Origin of the sequence: Promicromonospora sp. NPDC019610 (assembly GCF_044389365.1) — a bacterium.
In the GTDB taxonomy this organism is placed as follows: domain Bacteria; phylum Actinomycetota; class Actinomycetes; order Actinomycetales; family Cellulomonadaceae; genus Promicromonospora.
This window is the reverse complement of record NZ_JBIRXX010000001.1, coordinates 1,147,252-1,163,666: the sequence shown is the minus strand read 5'-3', so window position 1 is coordinate 1,163,666 and position 16,415 is coordinate 1,147,252. Positions and strand designations below refer to the sequence as shown.

Sequence of the window (16,415 nt, the reverse complement as noted above, 5' to 3'; positions counted from 1 at the left end):
CTGCGGCGGGGCGCTGATGACTTCGGTCGGTGCGACCGACCGGTCTCGTCGCGCACGGGGCCAGGCGGGACGGCTCGGCGGAACCTCAGAGGAGGCGGCGGGCCACCGCCCAGCGGGTCAGCTCGTACCGCGACGAGAGCTGCAGCTTCCGCAGCACCGCGCTGACGTGCGTCTCGACCGTCTTGATCGAGATGAACAGCTCGCTCGCCACCTCGCGGTACGAGTACCCGCGCGCGATGAGCCGCATGACCTCCTGCTCGCGCTTCGAGAGCCGGTCGAGCTCGTCGTCGGCCACGGCGATGTCGTTCGCGGAGGCTCCGAACGCGTCCAGCACGAACCCGGCCAGCCGCGGCGAGAACACCGCGTCGCCGCCCGCGACCTGCACCACCGCGGACGACAGCTCCGACGGCGCGATGTTCTTGGTGACGTAACCGCGGGCGCCCGCCCGGATCACGGAGACGACGTCCTCCGCAGCGTCGGACACGGACAGCGCGAGGAACCGCACGCCGTCGGTCAGCAGGTCGGCGCAGCGCTGCACCACCTCGGCGCCACCGCCGCCGTTGCCGCCGGGCAGGTGCACGTCGAGCAGCACCACGGGCGGACGGTGCTCGTGCACCTGGGCCACGGCCGTGTCGACGTCGGAGGCCTCGCCGACCACGGTCACGCGGTCGTCCAGCGAGGCGCGCACGCCCGTGCGGAACAGGTGGTGGTCGTCCACGAGCACCACCGGTACCGGGAGCGGCACCAGCCCGCCGCCCGACGCCGTCGCCTGGGTTGTCATCTCGTCGCACCTTCCGCTGTGGTGGGCACGGCGTCGGGGGCCGACTCGCCCCGCGCCCTGCCGTTCTTCTCGGTCTTCTTCTCGCCGCCCGCGGGCTTGCGGTCGCCGTTGGCCGGCTTGCGGTCGCCGTTCGCCGGCTTCCGGTCACCGTTCGCGGGACGGCGTTCGCCGTTCGCGGGCTTCTCCAGCGGCATCCGCAGCCGCACCTCGGTGCCCCATCCTTCCCGGCTGACGACCTCGGCGGTGCCGCCACGCCGTCGGACCCGCCCGAGGATCGACTCGCGGACGCCGAACCGGTCGACCGCGATCTCGTCGAGGTCGAACCCGTCGCCCCGGTCGCGGACGAACACCTCGGCCACGTGGTCGGAAACCTCCAGGTACACCGACACCGGCGGCTTCCCGTGCTTGAACGCGTTGAGCATCGCCTCGCGTGCCGCCTGGAGCAGCGCGGCGGTGCACTCCGTGGGCGGGCAGTCGCCCACGACGACGGTCTCGACGGTGAGCGGCGCGACGGCGTCCTCGATCTCGGCCACCAGGTCCTTCAGCTCGGCGGCCACGGACGTGCCCGGCTCCTGCCGGTCGTCGTAGAGCCAGCCGCGCAGCTCCCGCTCCTGGGCGCGGGCCATGCGGGAGACGGCCTCGGGGTCGTTCGCCTGGGCCCGGATCAGGGCGAGGGTCTGGAGCACCGAGTCGTGCAGGTGGGCGGCGATGTCTGCGCGCTCGGACTCGCGGGCGCGGGCGGCGCGTTCGTCGCCGAGCTGTCGTACAAGCCGGATCCACCAGGGCACGGAGACGAGCACGAGGCCCGCCACCATGGCGACGGACGCGACGGTCGCCTGCATCAGCACGGTCACGGGGGTGTCCTGGCCCACGAGCATGAGCACGCCGAGCATGGTCAGCACGACGCCGCCGGCGAGCCGCAGCAGCGCCGTCCGCGAGCGCAGGAGCGAGCCGGTGCCGGACCCGCCGACCCAGCGGTCGCGGTCGGTCGCGTCGATCTGGCTCCAGGCCAGCGCCACGCCGCCGAGGCCGATGAGGGCGGGCAGCACCCAGGATGCGACCGGGTCCCAGCCCGCGCGGTACGCGACGAGCAGCGCCGCGCCGGACAGCAGGGCCACGCCGAGCCAGATGTCGCGCGCCGCGAGCCGGGAGACCGGCCCGGACAGGCGCATGCGCTCGGCGAGGGAGGCGGCGTTGCGTTCCTGCGCGCCGGCGTCGGCGTCCGCGTCGGTGGTCAGGCGCGGCGCGAGCCGGGCGCGGTCGGCGGGCACCGCGGCGACGGGCACGGTCGGGACACCGGCGGGGATCGTCACCCACCAGAAGACGTAGGCGACCACCCCGGCCCCGGCGAAGCCGCTGAGCACGATGAACGCGATCCGGACCAGCCACACCGGCAGGCCGGTGTGCGCGGCCAGGCCGGCGGCCACGCCGGCCAGCCAGCGGCCGCTGTACCCCGGCCCGGCCTTGCCGGGTCTGCGGAGGGTGAGTCTTTGGTTCACCCCCTGATCGTCACATGTCACCGGGCCCCTGAACATGGCTGAGCCGGGATCTCAGGGTCTCGCGCGGGGGTAACCAGGGTCGGTTCAGGGCAGGTCCCGATGCCGGATCCGCCGCCGGTCGACAAGCATGGATGTCATGAGCACCGACGAGACGCGTCCCGAGGACGCCACGAGAGAACCGGGTGGCCCGGCCGACGCCAGGTCTGTCGGCCCGGACCCTGTGGACCCCGCGCCCACCCCCGCACCCGACGCAGCCGCCGACCCGAACGCCGGCCCTGCACCCGCCGCCCCCGGGCAGCGGCCGTACCCGGAGACGGGCTTCTTCGCCTCGATCCGCCGCGGCCTGTTCCCGCGGTCCGACCAGCGCTGGGTGGGTGGTGTCGCCGGCGGCCTCGCCGAGCGCATCGGCTGGGACCCGCTGCTGGTCCGCGGCCTGCTGATCGTCAGCTTCTTCCTCGGCGGCCTCGGGCTCGTCCTGTACGGCGTGGGCTGGGCGCTGCTCCCCGAGCGCGACGGCCGCATCCACCTGCAGGAGGCCGTGCGCGGCAACTTCGACGTCGCCATGCTCGGCGCCGTGGCGGTGTTCCTCATCGGCTTCTCGTGGGGCGGTCCGCTGGGCTGGTGGGACGACGGCGGCTGGCACTGGCTCGTCATCCTGTTCTGGCTGGCGGTCCTGGGCGTGACGCTCTACCTCATCGTGCAGGGCGTGCAGCGGGCCCGGGACAACAACGTGGCCCGGAGCCAGGGCGCCTTCCCCGGCGCCCAGGGGTCGCCGACCGGTACGCCGACGCCGGGTGCGCCCACGCCGGGGACTCACGTCGGCACCCCGGCGCCGGGCGCCCCGGCCCCGGGCGCGCCGTCCGGCACCACCGCCCCGTTCACCCCCGCGCCGCAGGTCGACTACCGCCGTACCGAGGGCCTGGTCTACGCGACCGGCGCCGGTCCCCGGCACCAGGGCCAGTCCCTGCAGTCCCCGTACCGGCCCGCCCCGACCGCGACGCACCCGCCGCAGCCGGTCTACACCGCACCCCGGGTGCGGACGTCGCGCGGTCCGGGCGGCGCCGCCGTCGGCATCACGCTCGGCGTGATCCTGCTGGCGGGCGCGCTGCTCCTGGCGGCGGAGCGTCTGGGCGGCGGCAGCTACCTGCTCGACGGCGGCGCCACCCTCCTGGCCGCCTGGCTGGGGATCGGCACCGTGGCACTGGGCATCGCGATCCTCGTCTCGGGGCTGCGCGGGCGCACCAGCGGCTGGCTCGGCTTCTTCGCGATCGTCGCCCTGCTGTTCGGCATCGGGTACGTCGGTATCGCCGGCACCGCGGGCCCGCGCTGGGTGGACGACGCCGTGGTGAGCGGTCGAGAGATCGAGGGCATCATCACCGACAACGACAACCCGGACGCTGCCACCATCACCGAGGGCACGATCGCCGTCCAGACGCTGCGGGAGGCCGAGAACGGCTTCTACGTGCAGTGGGGCGACCCGACCATCGACCTGTCGGAGCTCAACCTGTCCCGGGTCGAACCCGGCGACCCGGTCGTCGTGCCCATCCAGCTCGGCGCGGGCCAGACGTCCGTGATCGTGCCGAAGGACACGGCGGTCGAGGCCAACGCCTACGTCGCCGCCGGGGTCGTCCAGTGGAACGTCGACGACCAGAGCCGCTCCACGAGCGGCGTCGGCTCCGACAACTACTTCGCCAGCGACGCAGTCGGCGACGAGGGCGCCGTGCTCAGCCTCGACATCGAGGCCGGCGCGGGCGAGGTCATCGTCTCCGAGAGCAACTGAGGGAGCGAGCCATGACCGACCAGACGAACGACCGGAAGTACCCGAGCGAGATCCCCGGCGGGCCCGAGGGCCAGGACACGAGCGAGAGCATGGACCAGAAGACCACGAACGACCCGAACACCACCGAGGTGCTGCCGGCACAGGCGACCCCGCCGACTCAGAAGATCACGCTGGACGACTCCGGGCGCGAGCCCGAGGCCGCCGCGCCGGAGGGCGAGGTGCACCCTGCCTACGGCATCGCCGCGGCACGGGTCGAGGCCGAGGCCGCCGCTGCGGAGGTCCACGACGCCCCCGTGCGGGACGACTCCGACCCCCTCGCGCCCCTGCGCGGGCCGGCGCCCGGGGCGGCCTCGGTGCCGGGGGCGACCCCTCCGCCGTCGGGCAGCGGCCCGGCGACGGCGCAGCCCGGGCCGGCCCAGCAGGGACCGCCGCAGCCCGCGCCCGCCCGGCCCGACCAGGCGGTCCAGCCCGCGCAGACCGCCGCCCCCAAGCGGGGCCCGCGCGTGGGGACGGCGGTGTGGGGCCTGATCGTGATCGCGGTCGGGCTGGGGATCCTCGCGGTGGCGGCCGGTGTGGTGTTCGACCTGGGCGCGGCCCTGATCGTGCTGCTCGGCGCCGCGGGCGTGATCCTCGTCGCCGGTTCCGTGATCTCCAGCGTCCGACGGCGCTAGGGGGTCCGGGCCAGTCTCTGCAGTGCTCCCCCGATCACGCCCAGGACGATCCCGAGCCCGACCACCAGGGCGCAGACCCCGAACGCGACCACCGAGGTGAACAGCGACGCACGCAGGAACGACGCGTCCATCACGGTGTCGCGGACGGGGTCGTCCTGTTCCAGCTCGGCGTAGGTCGCCCCGCCCGACGCCTCGAGCGCGTGGTGGTTGATGATGTCCGCCTGGGCGTAGGCCGTGAGCGGTCCCTGCACCTGCTGACCTGCGAAGACGCCTCCCATGAACGTGGAGTCGTCGGAGACGGTGATCTTCTCGGCCGAGAGCTGCGTCGCGACGAGAATCCACACGGCGATCCCCGCCACGATCATGATGATCGCGGCGACGATGACGAACACACCAGCACCCTTGACCCCTCTGACGGGGACTTTCGTGTAGTCGCTCATCCTGCAACGCTAAGTACGGACCCCCCGCCGCGCGCGGCGTAGCACCAGGCAGGAAGCCCGCCGGGTGCGAGGATGGCGGGCGTGCGCATCACCCACGTGTCCGACACGTACCTTCCGCTGCTGGGCGGGATCGAGTCCCAGGTGAGTCGGCTGGCCGCGCAGCAGGCCGCGGCGGGGCACACCGTCGAGGTCGTCACGACCACCCCGGCGACGCGCGGCGCGCACGGGGTGAGCACCGCCGTCGAGGACGGCGTCGTCGTGCACCGGATCGCGGCGCGCGTCCCGGGCGGCTGGCCGATCCACCCGCGCTCCACCGCACATGTAACCGCCCGGCTGCGGGCGGCGATCGACCGGGGCGAGCGACCCGATGTCGTGCACCTGCACATGGGGGTGCTCGCGCCCACCGCGCAGGCCGCGCTGCGGCCCGTGACCCGGCTGGGGCTGCCCGCGGTGCTGACCGTGCACAGCGTCTGGGGCAACGCGTCGCGCCTCTTCGCCGCCGCCGACGCCGCGGCGGGCTGGTCCCGCTGGCCCGTGCGCTGGTCGGCGGTCAGCGAGATGACGGCGGAACCCCTGCGCCGGCTGCTGCGCCCCGGGGCGGACGTCGCGATCCTGCCCAACGGTCTCGACCTCGCCGCCTGGCGGGTGCCCCGCACCGAACGCGCGAACCGGCCCGAGGGCGCGGCCGTGCACGTGGTCTCTGCGGCGCGGTTCGCGCCCCGCAAGCGCATGCTCCCGCTGCTCGCCGCGATCGCCGCGGCCGTGGACCGCCTCCCGGAGGGCTCACTGTTCGTGACGCTCGCCGGCGACGGGCCGGAACGCGTCGCCGCCCGGAAGTTCGTCGCGGAGCACGGCCTGCGCGACATCGTCTCCCTGCCCGGCCGCCTCACCGCCACCGAGCTCAAGCGCCTGTACGCGCGCGCCGACGTCTACGCCGCGCCCTCCTCCGACGAGGCGTTCGGCATCGCCGCGCTGGAGGCGCAGGCCGCGGGGCTGACCGTGATCGCCCACTCCCGCTCGGGCCTGGCCGAGCGCGTGGTCGACGGCGCGACCGGCCTCCTGGTGCCCGACGACGTCGCGCTGACCGCCGCGCTCGTGCGACTCGCGGCCGAGCCGGACCTGCTCGACCGGCTGCTGGTGGCCGCGGCGACGCCGCCGGCGGGCGTGGACTGGCCGGACGTGCTGGCCACGACGGACCGGTCCTACGCGGAGGCGGCGGCGCTGGCGCGTCGATGACACCCGGACCGGCCGAACCTGGTGACCCCGAACCGAGGCGGCCGAACCGGGGCGGTCTCGCTCCCCTTTGAGGCCCGGGTTTCTCCCTTTTCGACACCTGCAAAGAGGAGAAACCCGGGCCTCGAAGGGGAGGTGCTCGTCCGCCACGACAGGATCCGGCCCGAGCCGGTCGGCCGCCGATCCCCGTCGTGCTGCGCCGCACAGGCCCCGCCGATAGCCTCCCCGGGTGAGCCCCTCCGAACCGGCGCCGACGAGCCCGGTCGCACCCTTCGCCGTCCGGCACTTCCGGCGGGCGCGGGCCGAGGTGGCGCCCTGGGCGCGGAGCGTCGGCGTCGTCGCCGTGCTCGCCGCGGCGTGGGCCGTCTGGGCGAGCGGCCCGGGCTGGCTCACGCCCGCGTACCTGGTGCTCGCGGTCGCGGGCGCGGCGCTCGGGGTGATCGACGCGCACACCCACCGGCTGCCCGACGCGCTGGTGTTCCCCCTGACCTGGGCGACGGCGGCGCTGCTCGCCGTGGCCGCCCTCGGCACCGGGTCATGGGGCGACCTCGGCCGCGCGGCGCTGGGCGGGCTCGCGTTCTTCGCGCTCTACCAGCTGCTGTACGTCGTGTCGCCGCGCGGCGGGATCGGGTACGGCGACGTCAAGCTCTCGCTGAGCCTGGGCGCGTTCCTGACGTGGCACTCGTGGGCCACGCTGCTGGTCGGCGTCTTCGCCGCGCACCTGGTGGCCGGCCTGGTCGCGATCGTGCTGCTGCTCGGCCGGCGCGCGGGCTGGAAGTCGGGCATCGCGTTCGGCCCGTACCTGCTGCTCGGCGCCGCGATCGGCCTCACCTGGGCGCGCCTCACGGGCTGGTGAACGACCGCGGCCCCGCCCCTGAGAAAAGGGGCGGGGCCGCAGGACGTCACTCCCACTCGATGGTGCCCGGCGGCTTGCTCGTCACGTCGAGCACCACGCGGTTGACCTCACGCACCTCGTTGGTGATGCGCGTCGAGATGACCGACAGCACGTCGTACGGCAGGCGGGTCCAGTCCGCCGTCATCGCGTCCTCGGACGAGACCGGGCGCAGCACGATCGGGTGGCCGTACGTGCGGCCGTCGCCCTGGACGCCGACACTACGCACATCGGCGAGCAGCACCACGGGGCACTGCCAGATCTCGTTGTCGAGGCCGGCCTTGGTCAGCTCCTCGCGGGCGATCGCGTCGGCGCGGCGCAGGATCTCCAGGCGCTCGGCCGTGATCTCGCCGACGATGCGGATGCCCAGGCCCGGGCCGGGGAACGGCTGGCGCGAGACGATCTCCTCGGGCACGCCGAGCTCGCGACCCACCGCGCGGACCTCGTCCTTGAACAGGGTGCGCAGGGGCTCGACCAGCTCGAAGTCCAGGTCGTCGGGCAGACCGCCCACGTTGTGGTGGCTCTTGATGTTGGCCGCGCCCTCGCCGCCGCCGGACTCGACGACGTCGGGGTACAGGGTGCCCTGCACCAGGAACTTGACCTCTTCGCCGTGCGCGCCGGCTTCGGCGACGATGTCCCGCTGCGCGTCCTCGAACACGCGGATGAACTCGCGGCCGATGATCTTGCGCTTGGTCTCCGGGTCGCTGACACCGGCGAGCGCGTTCAGGAAGCGCTCCTTCTCGTCGCGGATGACGAGGTTGACGCCGGTCGAGGCGACGAAGTCGTTCTCGATCTGCTCGACCTCGCCGGCCCGCATGAGGCCGTGGTCCACGTGCACGCAGGTGAGCTGGTCGCCCACGGCCTGCTGCACGAGCGCGGCGGCGACGGCCGAGTCGACGCCGCCGGACAGCGCGCAGATGACGCGGGCGCTGCCGATCTGCGCCTTGATGGCGGCGACCTGGTCGGCGATGACGTTGCCGGGGGTCCAGTCGGGCTTGAGCCCGGCACCCTCGTACAGGAAGTGCTCCAGGACGGTCTGGCCGTGCGCGGAGTGCCGCACCTCGGGGTGCCACTGCACACCGAACAGGCGGCGGCGGGTGTCCTCGAAGGCGGCGACGGGCGAGCCGTCCGACGTCGCGAGCACCTCGAAGCCGACCGGCGCGCGGTGCACGGCGTCGCCGTGGCTCATCCAGGCGGTCTGGTGCTCGGGGGTGTCGGCGAGCAGCACGCCCGAGGCGCACACCTCGACCTCCGTGCCGCCGAACTCGCTCAGCCCGGTCTGCGCGACCTCGCCGCCGAGGGCCGCCGCCATGGCCTGGAACCCGTAGCAGATACCCATGACCGGCACGCCGGCCTCGAACAGCTTGGGGTCCACGAACGGGGCGCCGGCCGCGTACACGGAGGAGGGCCCGCCGGACAGGATGATGGCCGCGGGGTCCTTGGCGAGCATCTGCTCGACCGTGAACGTGTGCGGCACGATCTCCGAGTACACCTTGGCCTCGCGCACGCGGCGCGCGATCAGCTGGGCGTACTGCGCGCCGAAGTCGACGACGATGACCGGGCGGGGGGTCTGCGGCTGGTTCTCAGGGGCAGTGGACGACACCCGGCAAGTCTAAGTGCCCGACGACGGCCCGGCGCCCCACGGCGGAGTTACGTCCCGCACGTCGGGCGCGGGCGCCGCCACGTCCTCACCACTCGGCGAACGACCCGTCGTCGTGCCGCCAGACCGGGTTGCGCCAGCGGTGCCCCTCCACGGCGCGCTCCCGGACATAGTCCTCGTTCACCTCGATGCCCAGGCCGGGTCCCTGCGGGATGGCGACGGAGCCGTCCTCGTACGCGAAGACGCCGGGGTCGACGACGTAGTCCAGCAGGTCGTTCGCCTGGTTGTAGTGGATGCCCAGGCTCTGCTCCTGGATCACCGCGTTGTACGCGACGGCGTCGAGCTGCAGGCAGGCGGCCAGCGCGATCGGGCCGAGCGGGCAGTGCGGCGCGACGGCGATGTCGTAGGCCTCGGCCATCGCGGCGATCTTGCGCACCTCGGTGATCCCGCCGGCGTGCGACAGGTCGGGCTGGATGATGTCGACGACGCCCGTGGTGATGACGTTCTTGAAGTCCCACCGGGAGTACAGCCGCTCCCCCAGCGCGATGGGTGTGGTCGAGTTCCGCAGCACGTCGGCGATGCCGTCGACGTGCTCGGAGAGCACGGGCTCCTCGACGAACATCAGGTGGTACGGCGCGAGGGCGTCGAGCAGCACGCGTGCCATCGGGCGGTGCACCCGCCCGTGGAAGTCGACGCCGATCCCGATGTTCGGCCCGACGGCGTCGCGCACCGCCGCCACGTTGGCGACCACCTTCTCGACCTTGTCGCGGGAGTCGACGTACTGCAGCTCCTCCGGACCGTTCATCTTGATCGCGGAGAAGCCGCGCTCGACGGCTTCCCTGGCCTGGGCCGCCGTCTCGGCGGGCCGGTCGCCGCCGATCCACGAGTAGACCTTGATCCGGTCGCGCAGCCGGCCGCCGAGCAGGTCGTGCACGGGCACGCCGAGCGCCTTGCCCTTGATGTCCCACAGCGCCTGGTCGATGCCGGCCAGGGCACTCATGTGGATGCCGCCGCCGCGGTAGAACCCGGAGCGGTACAGCACGGTCCAGTGCTCCTCGATCCGGCGGGGGTCCTTACCGATCAGGTAGTCGGACAGCTCCTCGACGGCCGCGGCGACGCTGGCCGCGCGCCCCTCCAGGACGGGCTCGCCCCAGCCGACGATCCCCTCGTCGGTCTCGATCTTGAGGAAGAGCCACCGGGGCGGCAGGACGAAGGTCGTCATCGACGTGATCTTCACGGCAGGCCTCTCAGTCGTTGCAGTTCTCGTGCCAGATCCGGACCAGCTCGGCGGCCCGCGCGCCGACTGTCGCGGCCGGGTCACCCGGGCGGTAGAGCGACGTCCCGATGCCGGCGCCGGACGCGCCGGCCTGCGCCCAGTCGGCGAGGTTCCCGGCGTCGACGCCGCCCACCGGGACCAGGGCGGTGCCGCTCGGCAGCACGCTCGCCCAGGCGCGCATGCCGCCGATGCCGACCGCCGAGCCGGGAAAGAGCTTGATCGCCCGGGCGCCCGCGTCCAGCGCCGCGAAGGCCTCGGTCGGCGTCGCCGCGCCGGGGTAGCTCTCCAGCCCGAGTCGCACGGTCTCGGCGATCACGTCGGGCCGGGTGTTCGGCGAGACGATCAGCGACGCCCCGGCGTCGGCCGCCCGGCGCACGTCGTCCGGGCTGAGGACGGTGCCCGCCCCGACCCTGCGGTCGGCCGGGCCGGCCGCGCGGATGCGACGGACGGACTCCAGCGGGTCCGGGGAGTTGAGCGGCACCTCGACGGCGTCGAAGCCCGCCGCGAGGACCGCCTCGGCGATCGCGACGGCGTCGTCGGGCGTCACGCCGCGCAGGATGGCGATCAGGCCGGGGCCGGTGGACCGGGCATTCATGCGAGCTGCTCCTCGGTGGGATCGGTGGAGGCGGGATCGGTGGAGGTGGGATCGGTGGAGGTGGGGTCGAGCGAGGCCAGGCCGGCGTCGAGGGCGACGCGCCACAGGCCGCGGGTGGTGGCGCCCTCGCCGACGGCCCGGACGGTCACGCCGCTCCGCTCCAGGGCGAGGCGGTAGCGCTGCGTGGCGGACGGCGCCCCGCACAGGACGACGACGTCGGCCGGCTCGGCCCGCAGCGCGTGCCGCACCTCGGCGCCGATCAGCAGTCCGGACAGGTAGTCGGCCACGTCCTGGCCGGCGAGGCGGCCGGCCAGCACCAGCGTGCGCGCCGTGAACAGCAGCGCCGGCAGGCCGCGCTCGTCGCCGTGCTCGGCCTCCGCCTCCAGGCCCCAGGTGAAGGCGTCCGACACCGCCGCGCCGGCGTCTCCCTCCGCGAGGCGGCCGAGGATGCTGTCCCGCAGCAGGAGACCGTAGAGCTCGCCGGTCATGGCGGTGGTGAAGCCCGCGACGCAGCCGCCGTCGAGCCGCACCCACTTGGAATGGGTACCGGGCAGCACGACCGTCTGCCGGCGGTCCGCGCCCGCGTCGTGGTCGGCCGACGTCGCGGCCAGCGCGCCGACGAGCTGCACCTCCTCGCCCCGCATGACGTCCGGGTGCGGCCCCGTGACCCGCAGCCCGGGGACGAGGTGCACCACGGAGTCGCCGGCGGGCACCACCGTCAGCCGGTAGGCGAGCCCGCCGAGCTCCGCCGGCACGTCCAGGTACCCGGCGTCGGCCCAGCCGAGGTTCGACCCCGCCATCCCGGAGCACAGCACGGGGATGCCCGGGTGCTCGTCGAGCCAGGGCCGGCACAGCCGGGAGAACGTCGCCTCGAACGCGGCGGCCCGCGCCCGGGCCGAGTCGGCCCGATCCGACAGCGAGAGCGCGCCGTCCGCCGTCCGGACGCCGTCCACGACGGCACCCGTGGCGTCCAGGAGCCAGGCACGGAACGTCGTCGTGCCCCAGTCGAGGGCCACCAGCGCGGCGTCGCGCCGCGGTGCGTCGTCAGCCATGTCCTGGACGGTAGATCGGCGGTCCCGATAGTCCGAACCTCATCCCTATTATCGGGACTCTGCGGTCTGCCCGGGATAACGTGGCGCGATGGCCACTCCCTCCGACACCGCCGCCCCGCCCGGAACGCAGACCCTCGCGCGGGGCATCGCCGTCGTCAACGCCGTCGCCCGCGGCTGCACGCGCCTGCGGGACATCTCGGCGGAGACCGGGGTCGGGCGCAGCACCACCCACCGCCTGCTCCAGCTCCTGCTGGCCACCGGCTACCTGCGCCAGCACGACGACGGCGCCTACGCGCTCGGCCCCGCCCTCATCGAGCTCGGCTACCAGGCGCTGCAGGAGAACCCGGTGACCGGGGTGGGCGCGCCGGTGCTGCGCGCGCTCGCCGAACGCGTCCACGACACCGTCCACCTCGCCATCGAGGACCGCGGGCAGGTGCTCTACCTCGACAAGATCCCGGGCACGCGCGGGGCGGTGATGCGCTCGCAGATCGGGCACCGCATGCCGCTGACCCGGACCGGGATCGGCAAGGCGCTGCTCCTGGACAGCCCGGGGCGCTGGAGCGAGCAGTTCCTCGCCGAGCGGCCCGCCGGCGCGGAGCACGGGCTGGAGCGGGACGTGCTCACCGCCGAGGCGTTCGTGCAGGTCATGGAGGCTTCGGCGGGCCGGGGCGTGACCTTCGACCTGGAGGAGAACGAGCCGGGGATCCTCTGCGTCGCGGCGCCGGTGCGCGACACGTCGGGCGCGATCGTCGCCGCGATCAGCGTCACGGCGACCCGGCCCTACATGCCCCCGGAACGCCTGGAGACCCTGACCCCGGTCGTCCGAGAGGCGGCCGCCCGCATCTCGGCCGCCCTCGGCTGGCGCCCCCGTTGAGTGCTGGGTATTTGCGCTCCTCGGGGCTCGGAAGGCGCAGATACCCAGCACTCAACGGAGGGGGGTTGGGGTTACTCGTGCTGCCAGCTGTGCCAGAGCTTGGCGTACTCGCCGCCCGCGGCGACCAGCTCGTCGTGCGGGCCGATCTCCGTGATGCGGCCGCCGTCGAGCACCGCCACCCGGTCGGCGTCGTGCGCCGTGTGCAGGCGGTGGGCGATCGCCACGACCGTGCGCCCGTCGAGCACCGCGTTGAGCGAGCGCTCCAGGTGCCGGGCCGCGCGCGGGTCGAGCAGGGAGGTCGCCTCGTCGAGCACCAGCGTGTGCGGGTCGAGCAGCACGAGCCGCGCGAGCGCGATCTGCTGCGCCTGCGCCGGCGTGAGCTTGTACCCGCCGGAGCCGACCTCGGTGGCCAGGCCCTCGTCGAGCGCCTCCACCCAGCCGTGTGCGTCCACGGCGCGCAGCGCCGACATCAGCTCGTCGTCGTCGGCCTCGATCTTGGCGAGCCGCAGGTTGTCCGCCAGCGACCCCACGAACACGTGGTGCTCCTGGGTCACCAGCGCCACGTGCTTGCGCAGCTCCTCCAGCGGCAGGTCCACCAGCGGCACGCCGCCCACCTCGACCCGCCCGCCCGTGGGCGGGTGGATGCCGGCCAGCATGCGGCCGAGGGTCGACTTGCCGGAGCCGGACGGCCCCACGATCGCCAGCCGCTCCCCCACCTTCAGGTCGAGGTCGACGCCGTGCAGCACGTCCGTGCCCGCGCGGTACGCGTAGCGGACGCCGGTGCCGCGTACCTCCTCGTCGTCGGGCTCGGCGTCACCCGCCGTGCGGTCCGCCGGCACGAGCCGGACGCCGATGATGCGGGACAGGGACGTCGCGGCCACCTGGATCTCGTCCAGCCAGAAGATGAGCTCCCACACGGGACCCTGGAGCTGGTAGGTGTACATGACGATCGTCGCCACCACGCCGATGGTCACCACGTTCTCGGAGGCCAGGTAGACGCCCCACACGAGCACCGCGAGCGGCGCGACCATGAACGCGAAGTCCACGCCCGGGAACAGCACGGTGCGCAGGTTGAGCGTGCCGCGCTCGGCCTGGAACGCCTCGTGCAGGTCCTCGTCGCCGCGGTCGGTGCGCCGACGCCCGATCTTGAGCGCGTCGATGGTGCGGGCGCCCTCGACGGACTCGGTGACCGTGCCGTCGAGCAGGGCGTACGCCGCGGACTCGCGCTGGTAGGCCGGCGCGGCCCGCTTCAGGTACCAGCGGGCGACCGCGACGAGCACCGGCACGCCGACGAACATCGCGATCGCGACCAGGGGCGAGACCACCAGGCTGACCGCCGACGTCAGCACGAGCGTCACCACCGCGATGACCAGCCGCGGCACACCGAAGCGCACGGCGTTCTGGATGCGGCTGACGTCGCGCGTGGTGCGCGCGATGAGGTCACCGGTCCCGGCGGTCTCGACCGTCGACAGGGGCAGGGCCGTGACCGTCTCGACGAACTCCTCGCGCATGTCGGCGAACACCGTCTCGCCGAAGACCATGGCCCGGCGCTGCGCGAACCGGGTGATCAGCGACTGCAGCACCACGGCCGCGACGGCGGCGAGCACCAGGTTGCGCGCCACCTCGAGGGTGGTGCCGTCGGTGACGGCGTCGACCAGCTTGCCCAGCACGAACGGCCCGGCCAGCCCGGCGATCGCGGCCACCGTGTTGGCCACGGTGATGATGATCAGCGGCCTGCGGTGCCGGCCGAGCAGCGTGCGCGTGTACCGCCAGGTCTCGGCGGCGTCGGCGATCGGCAGGATCTTTCCCGTGCTCATGCCTTGCCTCCTTCCCCTGCGTTCGTGGTGCCTCCGTTGGTGGAGCCCGCGTTGGTGGAGCCCGCGTTCGTGCCGCCCAGCAGCTCGTCGAGCTCGGCGTCCAGGTCGTCGTCCAGCGAGCGGCCGACCACCCGCCGGTAGCGGGCCGCCTCGCGCCCGCCCGGCGCGTTCGTGGGCAGGTCCAGCAGCTCGCGGTGCGTGCCGTGCGTGACCACGGCGCCGTCGTCCAGGAAGATCACGTCGTCCACGTGGTCGAGCACGAGCGGGCTCGCCGTCACGATCAGGGTGGTCCGGCCCCGGCGCCACTGCGTGAGCCGCTGCGCGATCCGCGCCTCGGTGTGGGCGTCGACCGCGGACGTGGGCTCGATCAGCACCAGGACCTCCGGGTCGGTGAGCAGCGCCCGCGCGAGCGCCACGCGCTGCCGCTGGCCGCCCGACAGCGAGCGCCCCTTCTCGGGGATCTCGCCCTCGATGCCGTCCGGCAGGGACTCCAGCACGTCGTGCGCGTCGGCGATGTGCATGGCCCGCAGCAGCGCCTCGGCGTCCGCGGAGCCGCGCACGTCGAGCTCGCCCGCGAGGCGGCCGGAGAACAGGGCCGGGGTCGCGTCCGCGACCACGATCCGCTCGCGCAGCTCCGCCTTGTCGAGGTCGGCCAGCCGCACACCGCCGAGCGTGACCGGGGTGCCGGTCTCCGCGTCGTCGTCGAACCGGCCCATCCGGACCGCGACCTGCGCCGACTCGTCCGGGTCCGCGCTGACCAGCGCGACGACCCGGCCGGGCCGCAGCGTGACGCCCGTGGTCTCGTCGACCAGCGGCACGCCGGCCGGCGGCATCTCGGCGGTCGACGCCTCCGCACCCGTGGCGGGCACCACCTGCAGCACCTTGACGACCTTGCCCGCCGCGACGTGGGCCTTGGTCACCACGTTGACCGACTGCACCAGCAGGTGCACCGGCCACGACAGGAAGGACGCGTACCCGTAGAACGCGACGAGCTGACCCGTGGAGATCCGCCCCGCGACGGCCTCCGCCGCGCCGAGGTAGACGACCAGCGCGATGAACAGCCCGGGCAGCAGCACCTGCAGGGCGTCGAGGATCGACTGCGTGCCGGCGACCGCGACGCCCGCCTGCCGGACCTTCTGCGACTGGTCCTGGTAGCGGCCGGTGAAGACCTTCTCGCCGCCGATGCCGCGCAGGATGCGCAGGCCGGAGACGGTGTCGGCGCCGAGCGTGGTGAGCCGGCCCTGCGCGTCGCGCTGGTTCTTCTGGTGCTTCTGGAGCGGCTTGACCAGGAGGGCGAGGATCGCCGCCACGACCGGCAGGCCGAGCGCGATGACGAGCCCCAGCGTGACCGACTGGTTCAGCATCAGCACCACCACGATGCCGTAGGTGGCCACGCTGCCGATGGTCTGCGCCGCGATGCCGAACACCTCGCCGATGCGCATGGTGTCGTTCGCGACGGAGGACACCACCTCGCCGGTGGGCAGCTCCTTGGTGATGTTGTGCCCCGACCGGACCACGGTGCGCGTCACGAGCTGTGACGTACGGAACGCGGCGTGCATCCACGCGGTGATGTCCCACCGGTGGCCGATCGCGTTCGAGGCGATCCAGACGATGCCGACGCCCATCATGACGGCCGCCCACGTCCACGTGGTGCGGTCGAGCCCGGACGCGGAGGCGCTGTCGATGATGCGCCCCAGCAGGAACGGCTGGAAGGCGCTGCAGGTGAACGAGAGCACGCCGAAGAACATCGCCACGAGCAGCACGCGGAGCTGCTTCCGGGCGAGCCACAGGAGCAGGGTGAGCGGACCGCGCAGCGGCGGGGTGCCGGGATCGGCAAAGGGGAGGGGGCGCACGACAACCACCGTACGGAGCACCACTGACATTGATCCACGCTTTATCCACAGG

General features: G+C 73.8%; 14 protein-coding genes. 5 read left to right on the top strand and 9 right to left on the bottom strand.

The genetic code is table 11. The annotated features are described in order from the left end of the window. Nucleotides 1-85: 85 nt before the first annotated feature. Together ACH45N_RS05135 and ACH45N_RS05130 are read right to left on the bottom strand one after the other, a co-directional pair. The gene (locus ACH45N_RS05135) at nt 86-781 is read right to left on the bottom strand and encodes a response regulator transcription factor (RefSeq protein ID WP_285101140.1); all 696 of its coding nucleotides are present in this window, start codon (nt 779-781) and stop codon (nt 86-88) included. After that, entirely contained in the window at nt 778-2,316 is a 1,539-nt protein-coding gene (locus ACH45N_RS05130) for a PspC domain-containing protein (protein WP_397391755.1), read from the bottom strand. Before ACH45N_RS05130 ends, ACH45N_RS05135 begins: the two co-directional genes overlap by 4 nt. A 100-nt stretch (nt 2,317-2,416) precedes the next feature. Between ACH45N_RS05130 and ACH45N_RS05125 the strand changes: the two genes are divergently transcribed. Together ACH45N_RS05125 and ACH45N_RS05120 are read left to right on the top strand one after the other, a co-directional pair. After that, on the top strand, nt 2,417-4,060 hold the full coding sequence (locus ACH45N_RS05125; RefSeq protein WP_397391753.1) for a PspC domain-containing protein: 1,644 nt from the start codon (nt 2,417-2,419) through the stop codon (nt 4,058-4,060). Nucleotides 4,061-4,071: 11 nt separating this feature from the next. Beyond that, nucleotides 4,072-4,731 (top strand): hypothetical protein, encoded by a 660-nt coding sequence (locus tag ACH45N_RS05120; protein WP_397391751.1) that lies wholly within the window; start codon nt 4,072-4,074, stop codon nt 4,729-4,731. On the opposite strand, the gene ACH45N_RS05115 is transcribed toward ACH45N_RS05120, so the two are convergent. Further along, nucleotides 4,728-5,171 (bottom strand): aromatic ring-opening dioxygenase LigA, encoded by a 444-nt coding sequence (locus ACH45N_RS05115; RefSeq protein WP_285101132.1) that lies wholly within the window; start codon nt 5,169-5,171, stop codon nt 4,728-4,730. The genes ACH45N_RS05120 and ACH45N_RS05115 overlap by 4 nt on opposite strands. 72 nt (nt 5,172-5,243) lie before the next feature. On the opposite strand from ACH45N_RS05115, the gene ACH45N_RS05110 reads away from it, so the two are divergent. Together ACH45N_RS05110 and ACH45N_RS05105 are read left to right on the top strand one after the other, a co-directional pair. Continuing rightward, a complete protein-coding gene (locus ACH45N_RS05110) occupies nt 5,244-6,407 on the top strand; it encodes a glycosyltransferase family 4 protein (protein ID WP_397391749.1) in 1,164 nt (387 codons plus the stop codon). A 226-nt stretch (nt 6,408-6,633) separates the two neighbouring features. Further along, nucleotides 6,634-7,260, top strand: coding sequence for a prepilin peptidase (locus ACH45N_RS05105; RefSeq protein WP_397391747.1), 627 nt, complete (start codon nt 6,634-6,636; stop codon nt 7,258-7,260). 46 nt (nt 7,261-7,306) lie between these two features. On the opposite strand, the gene guaA is transcribed toward ACH45N_RS05105, so the two are convergent. The 4 genes from guaA to ACH45N_RS05085 all read right to left on the bottom strand — a co-directional run bounded on the left by guaA (nt 7,307) and on the right by ACH45N_RS05085 (nt 11,819). Continuing rightward, entirely contained in the window at nt 7,307-8,899 is a 1,593-nt protein-coding gene (guaA, locus tag ACH45N_RS05100) for a glutamine-hydrolyzing GMP synthase (protein WP_397391745.1), read from the bottom strand. Between the two features lie 85 nt (nt 8,900-8,984). After that, the gene (gene dgoD / locus ACH45N_RS05095) at nt 8,985-10,133 is read right to left on the bottom strand and encodes a galactonate dehydratase (RefSeq protein WP_397391742.1); all 1,149 of its coding nucleotides are present in this window, start codon (nt 10,131-10,133) and stop codon (nt 8,985-8,987) included. A 10-nt stretch (nt 10,134-10,143) separates the two neighbouring features. Beyond that, nucleotides 10,144-10,767, bottom strand: a complete 624-nt coding sequence (locus ACH45N_RS05090) for a 2-dehydro-3-deoxy-6-phosphogalactonate aldolase (RefSeq protein ID WP_397391739.1) — start codon at nt 10,765-10,767, stop codon at nt 10,144-10,146. Beyond that, nucleotides 10,764-11,819, bottom strand: coding sequence for a 2-dehydro-3-deoxygalactonokinase (locus tag ACH45N_RS05085; protein WP_397391737.1), 1,056 nt, complete (start codon nt 11,817-11,819; stop codon nt 10,764-10,766). The genes ACH45N_RS05090 and ACH45N_RS05085 overlap by 4 nt, the downstream gene beginning before the upstream one ends. Nucleotides 11,820-11,907: 88 nt before the next feature. On the opposite strand from ACH45N_RS05085, the gene ACH45N_RS05080 reads away from it, so the two are divergent. Continuing rightward, complete coding sequence (locus tag ACH45N_RS05080) at nt 11,908-12,693, top strand: IclR family transcriptional regulator (protein WP_397391735.1); 786 nt, start codon at nt 11,908-11,910, stop codon at nt 12,691-12,693. Nucleotides 12,694-12,764: 71 nt separating this feature from the next. Here the strand turns inward: ACH45N_RS05080 and ACH45N_RS05075 are convergent, their stop codons facing one another. Both ACH45N_RS05075 and ACH45N_RS05070 read right to left on the bottom strand, forming a co-directional pair. After that, a complete protein-coding gene (locus ACH45N_RS05075; protein ID WP_397391732.1) occupies nt 12,765-14,510 on the bottom strand; it encodes an ABC transporter ATP-binding protein in 1,746 nt (581 codons plus the stop codon). Next, nucleotides 14,507-16,393 carry an ABC transporter ATP-binding protein gene (locus ACH45N_RS05070; RefSeq protein ID WP_397391730.1) on the bottom strand — a complete coding sequence of 629 codons (1,887 nt, stop codon included), beginning with the start codon at nt 16,391-16,393 and terminating at the stop codon, nt 14,507-14,509. Before ACH45N_RS05070 ends, ACH45N_RS05075 begins: the two co-directional genes overlap by 4 nt. Nucleotides 16,394-16,415 lie beyond the last annotated feature (22 nt).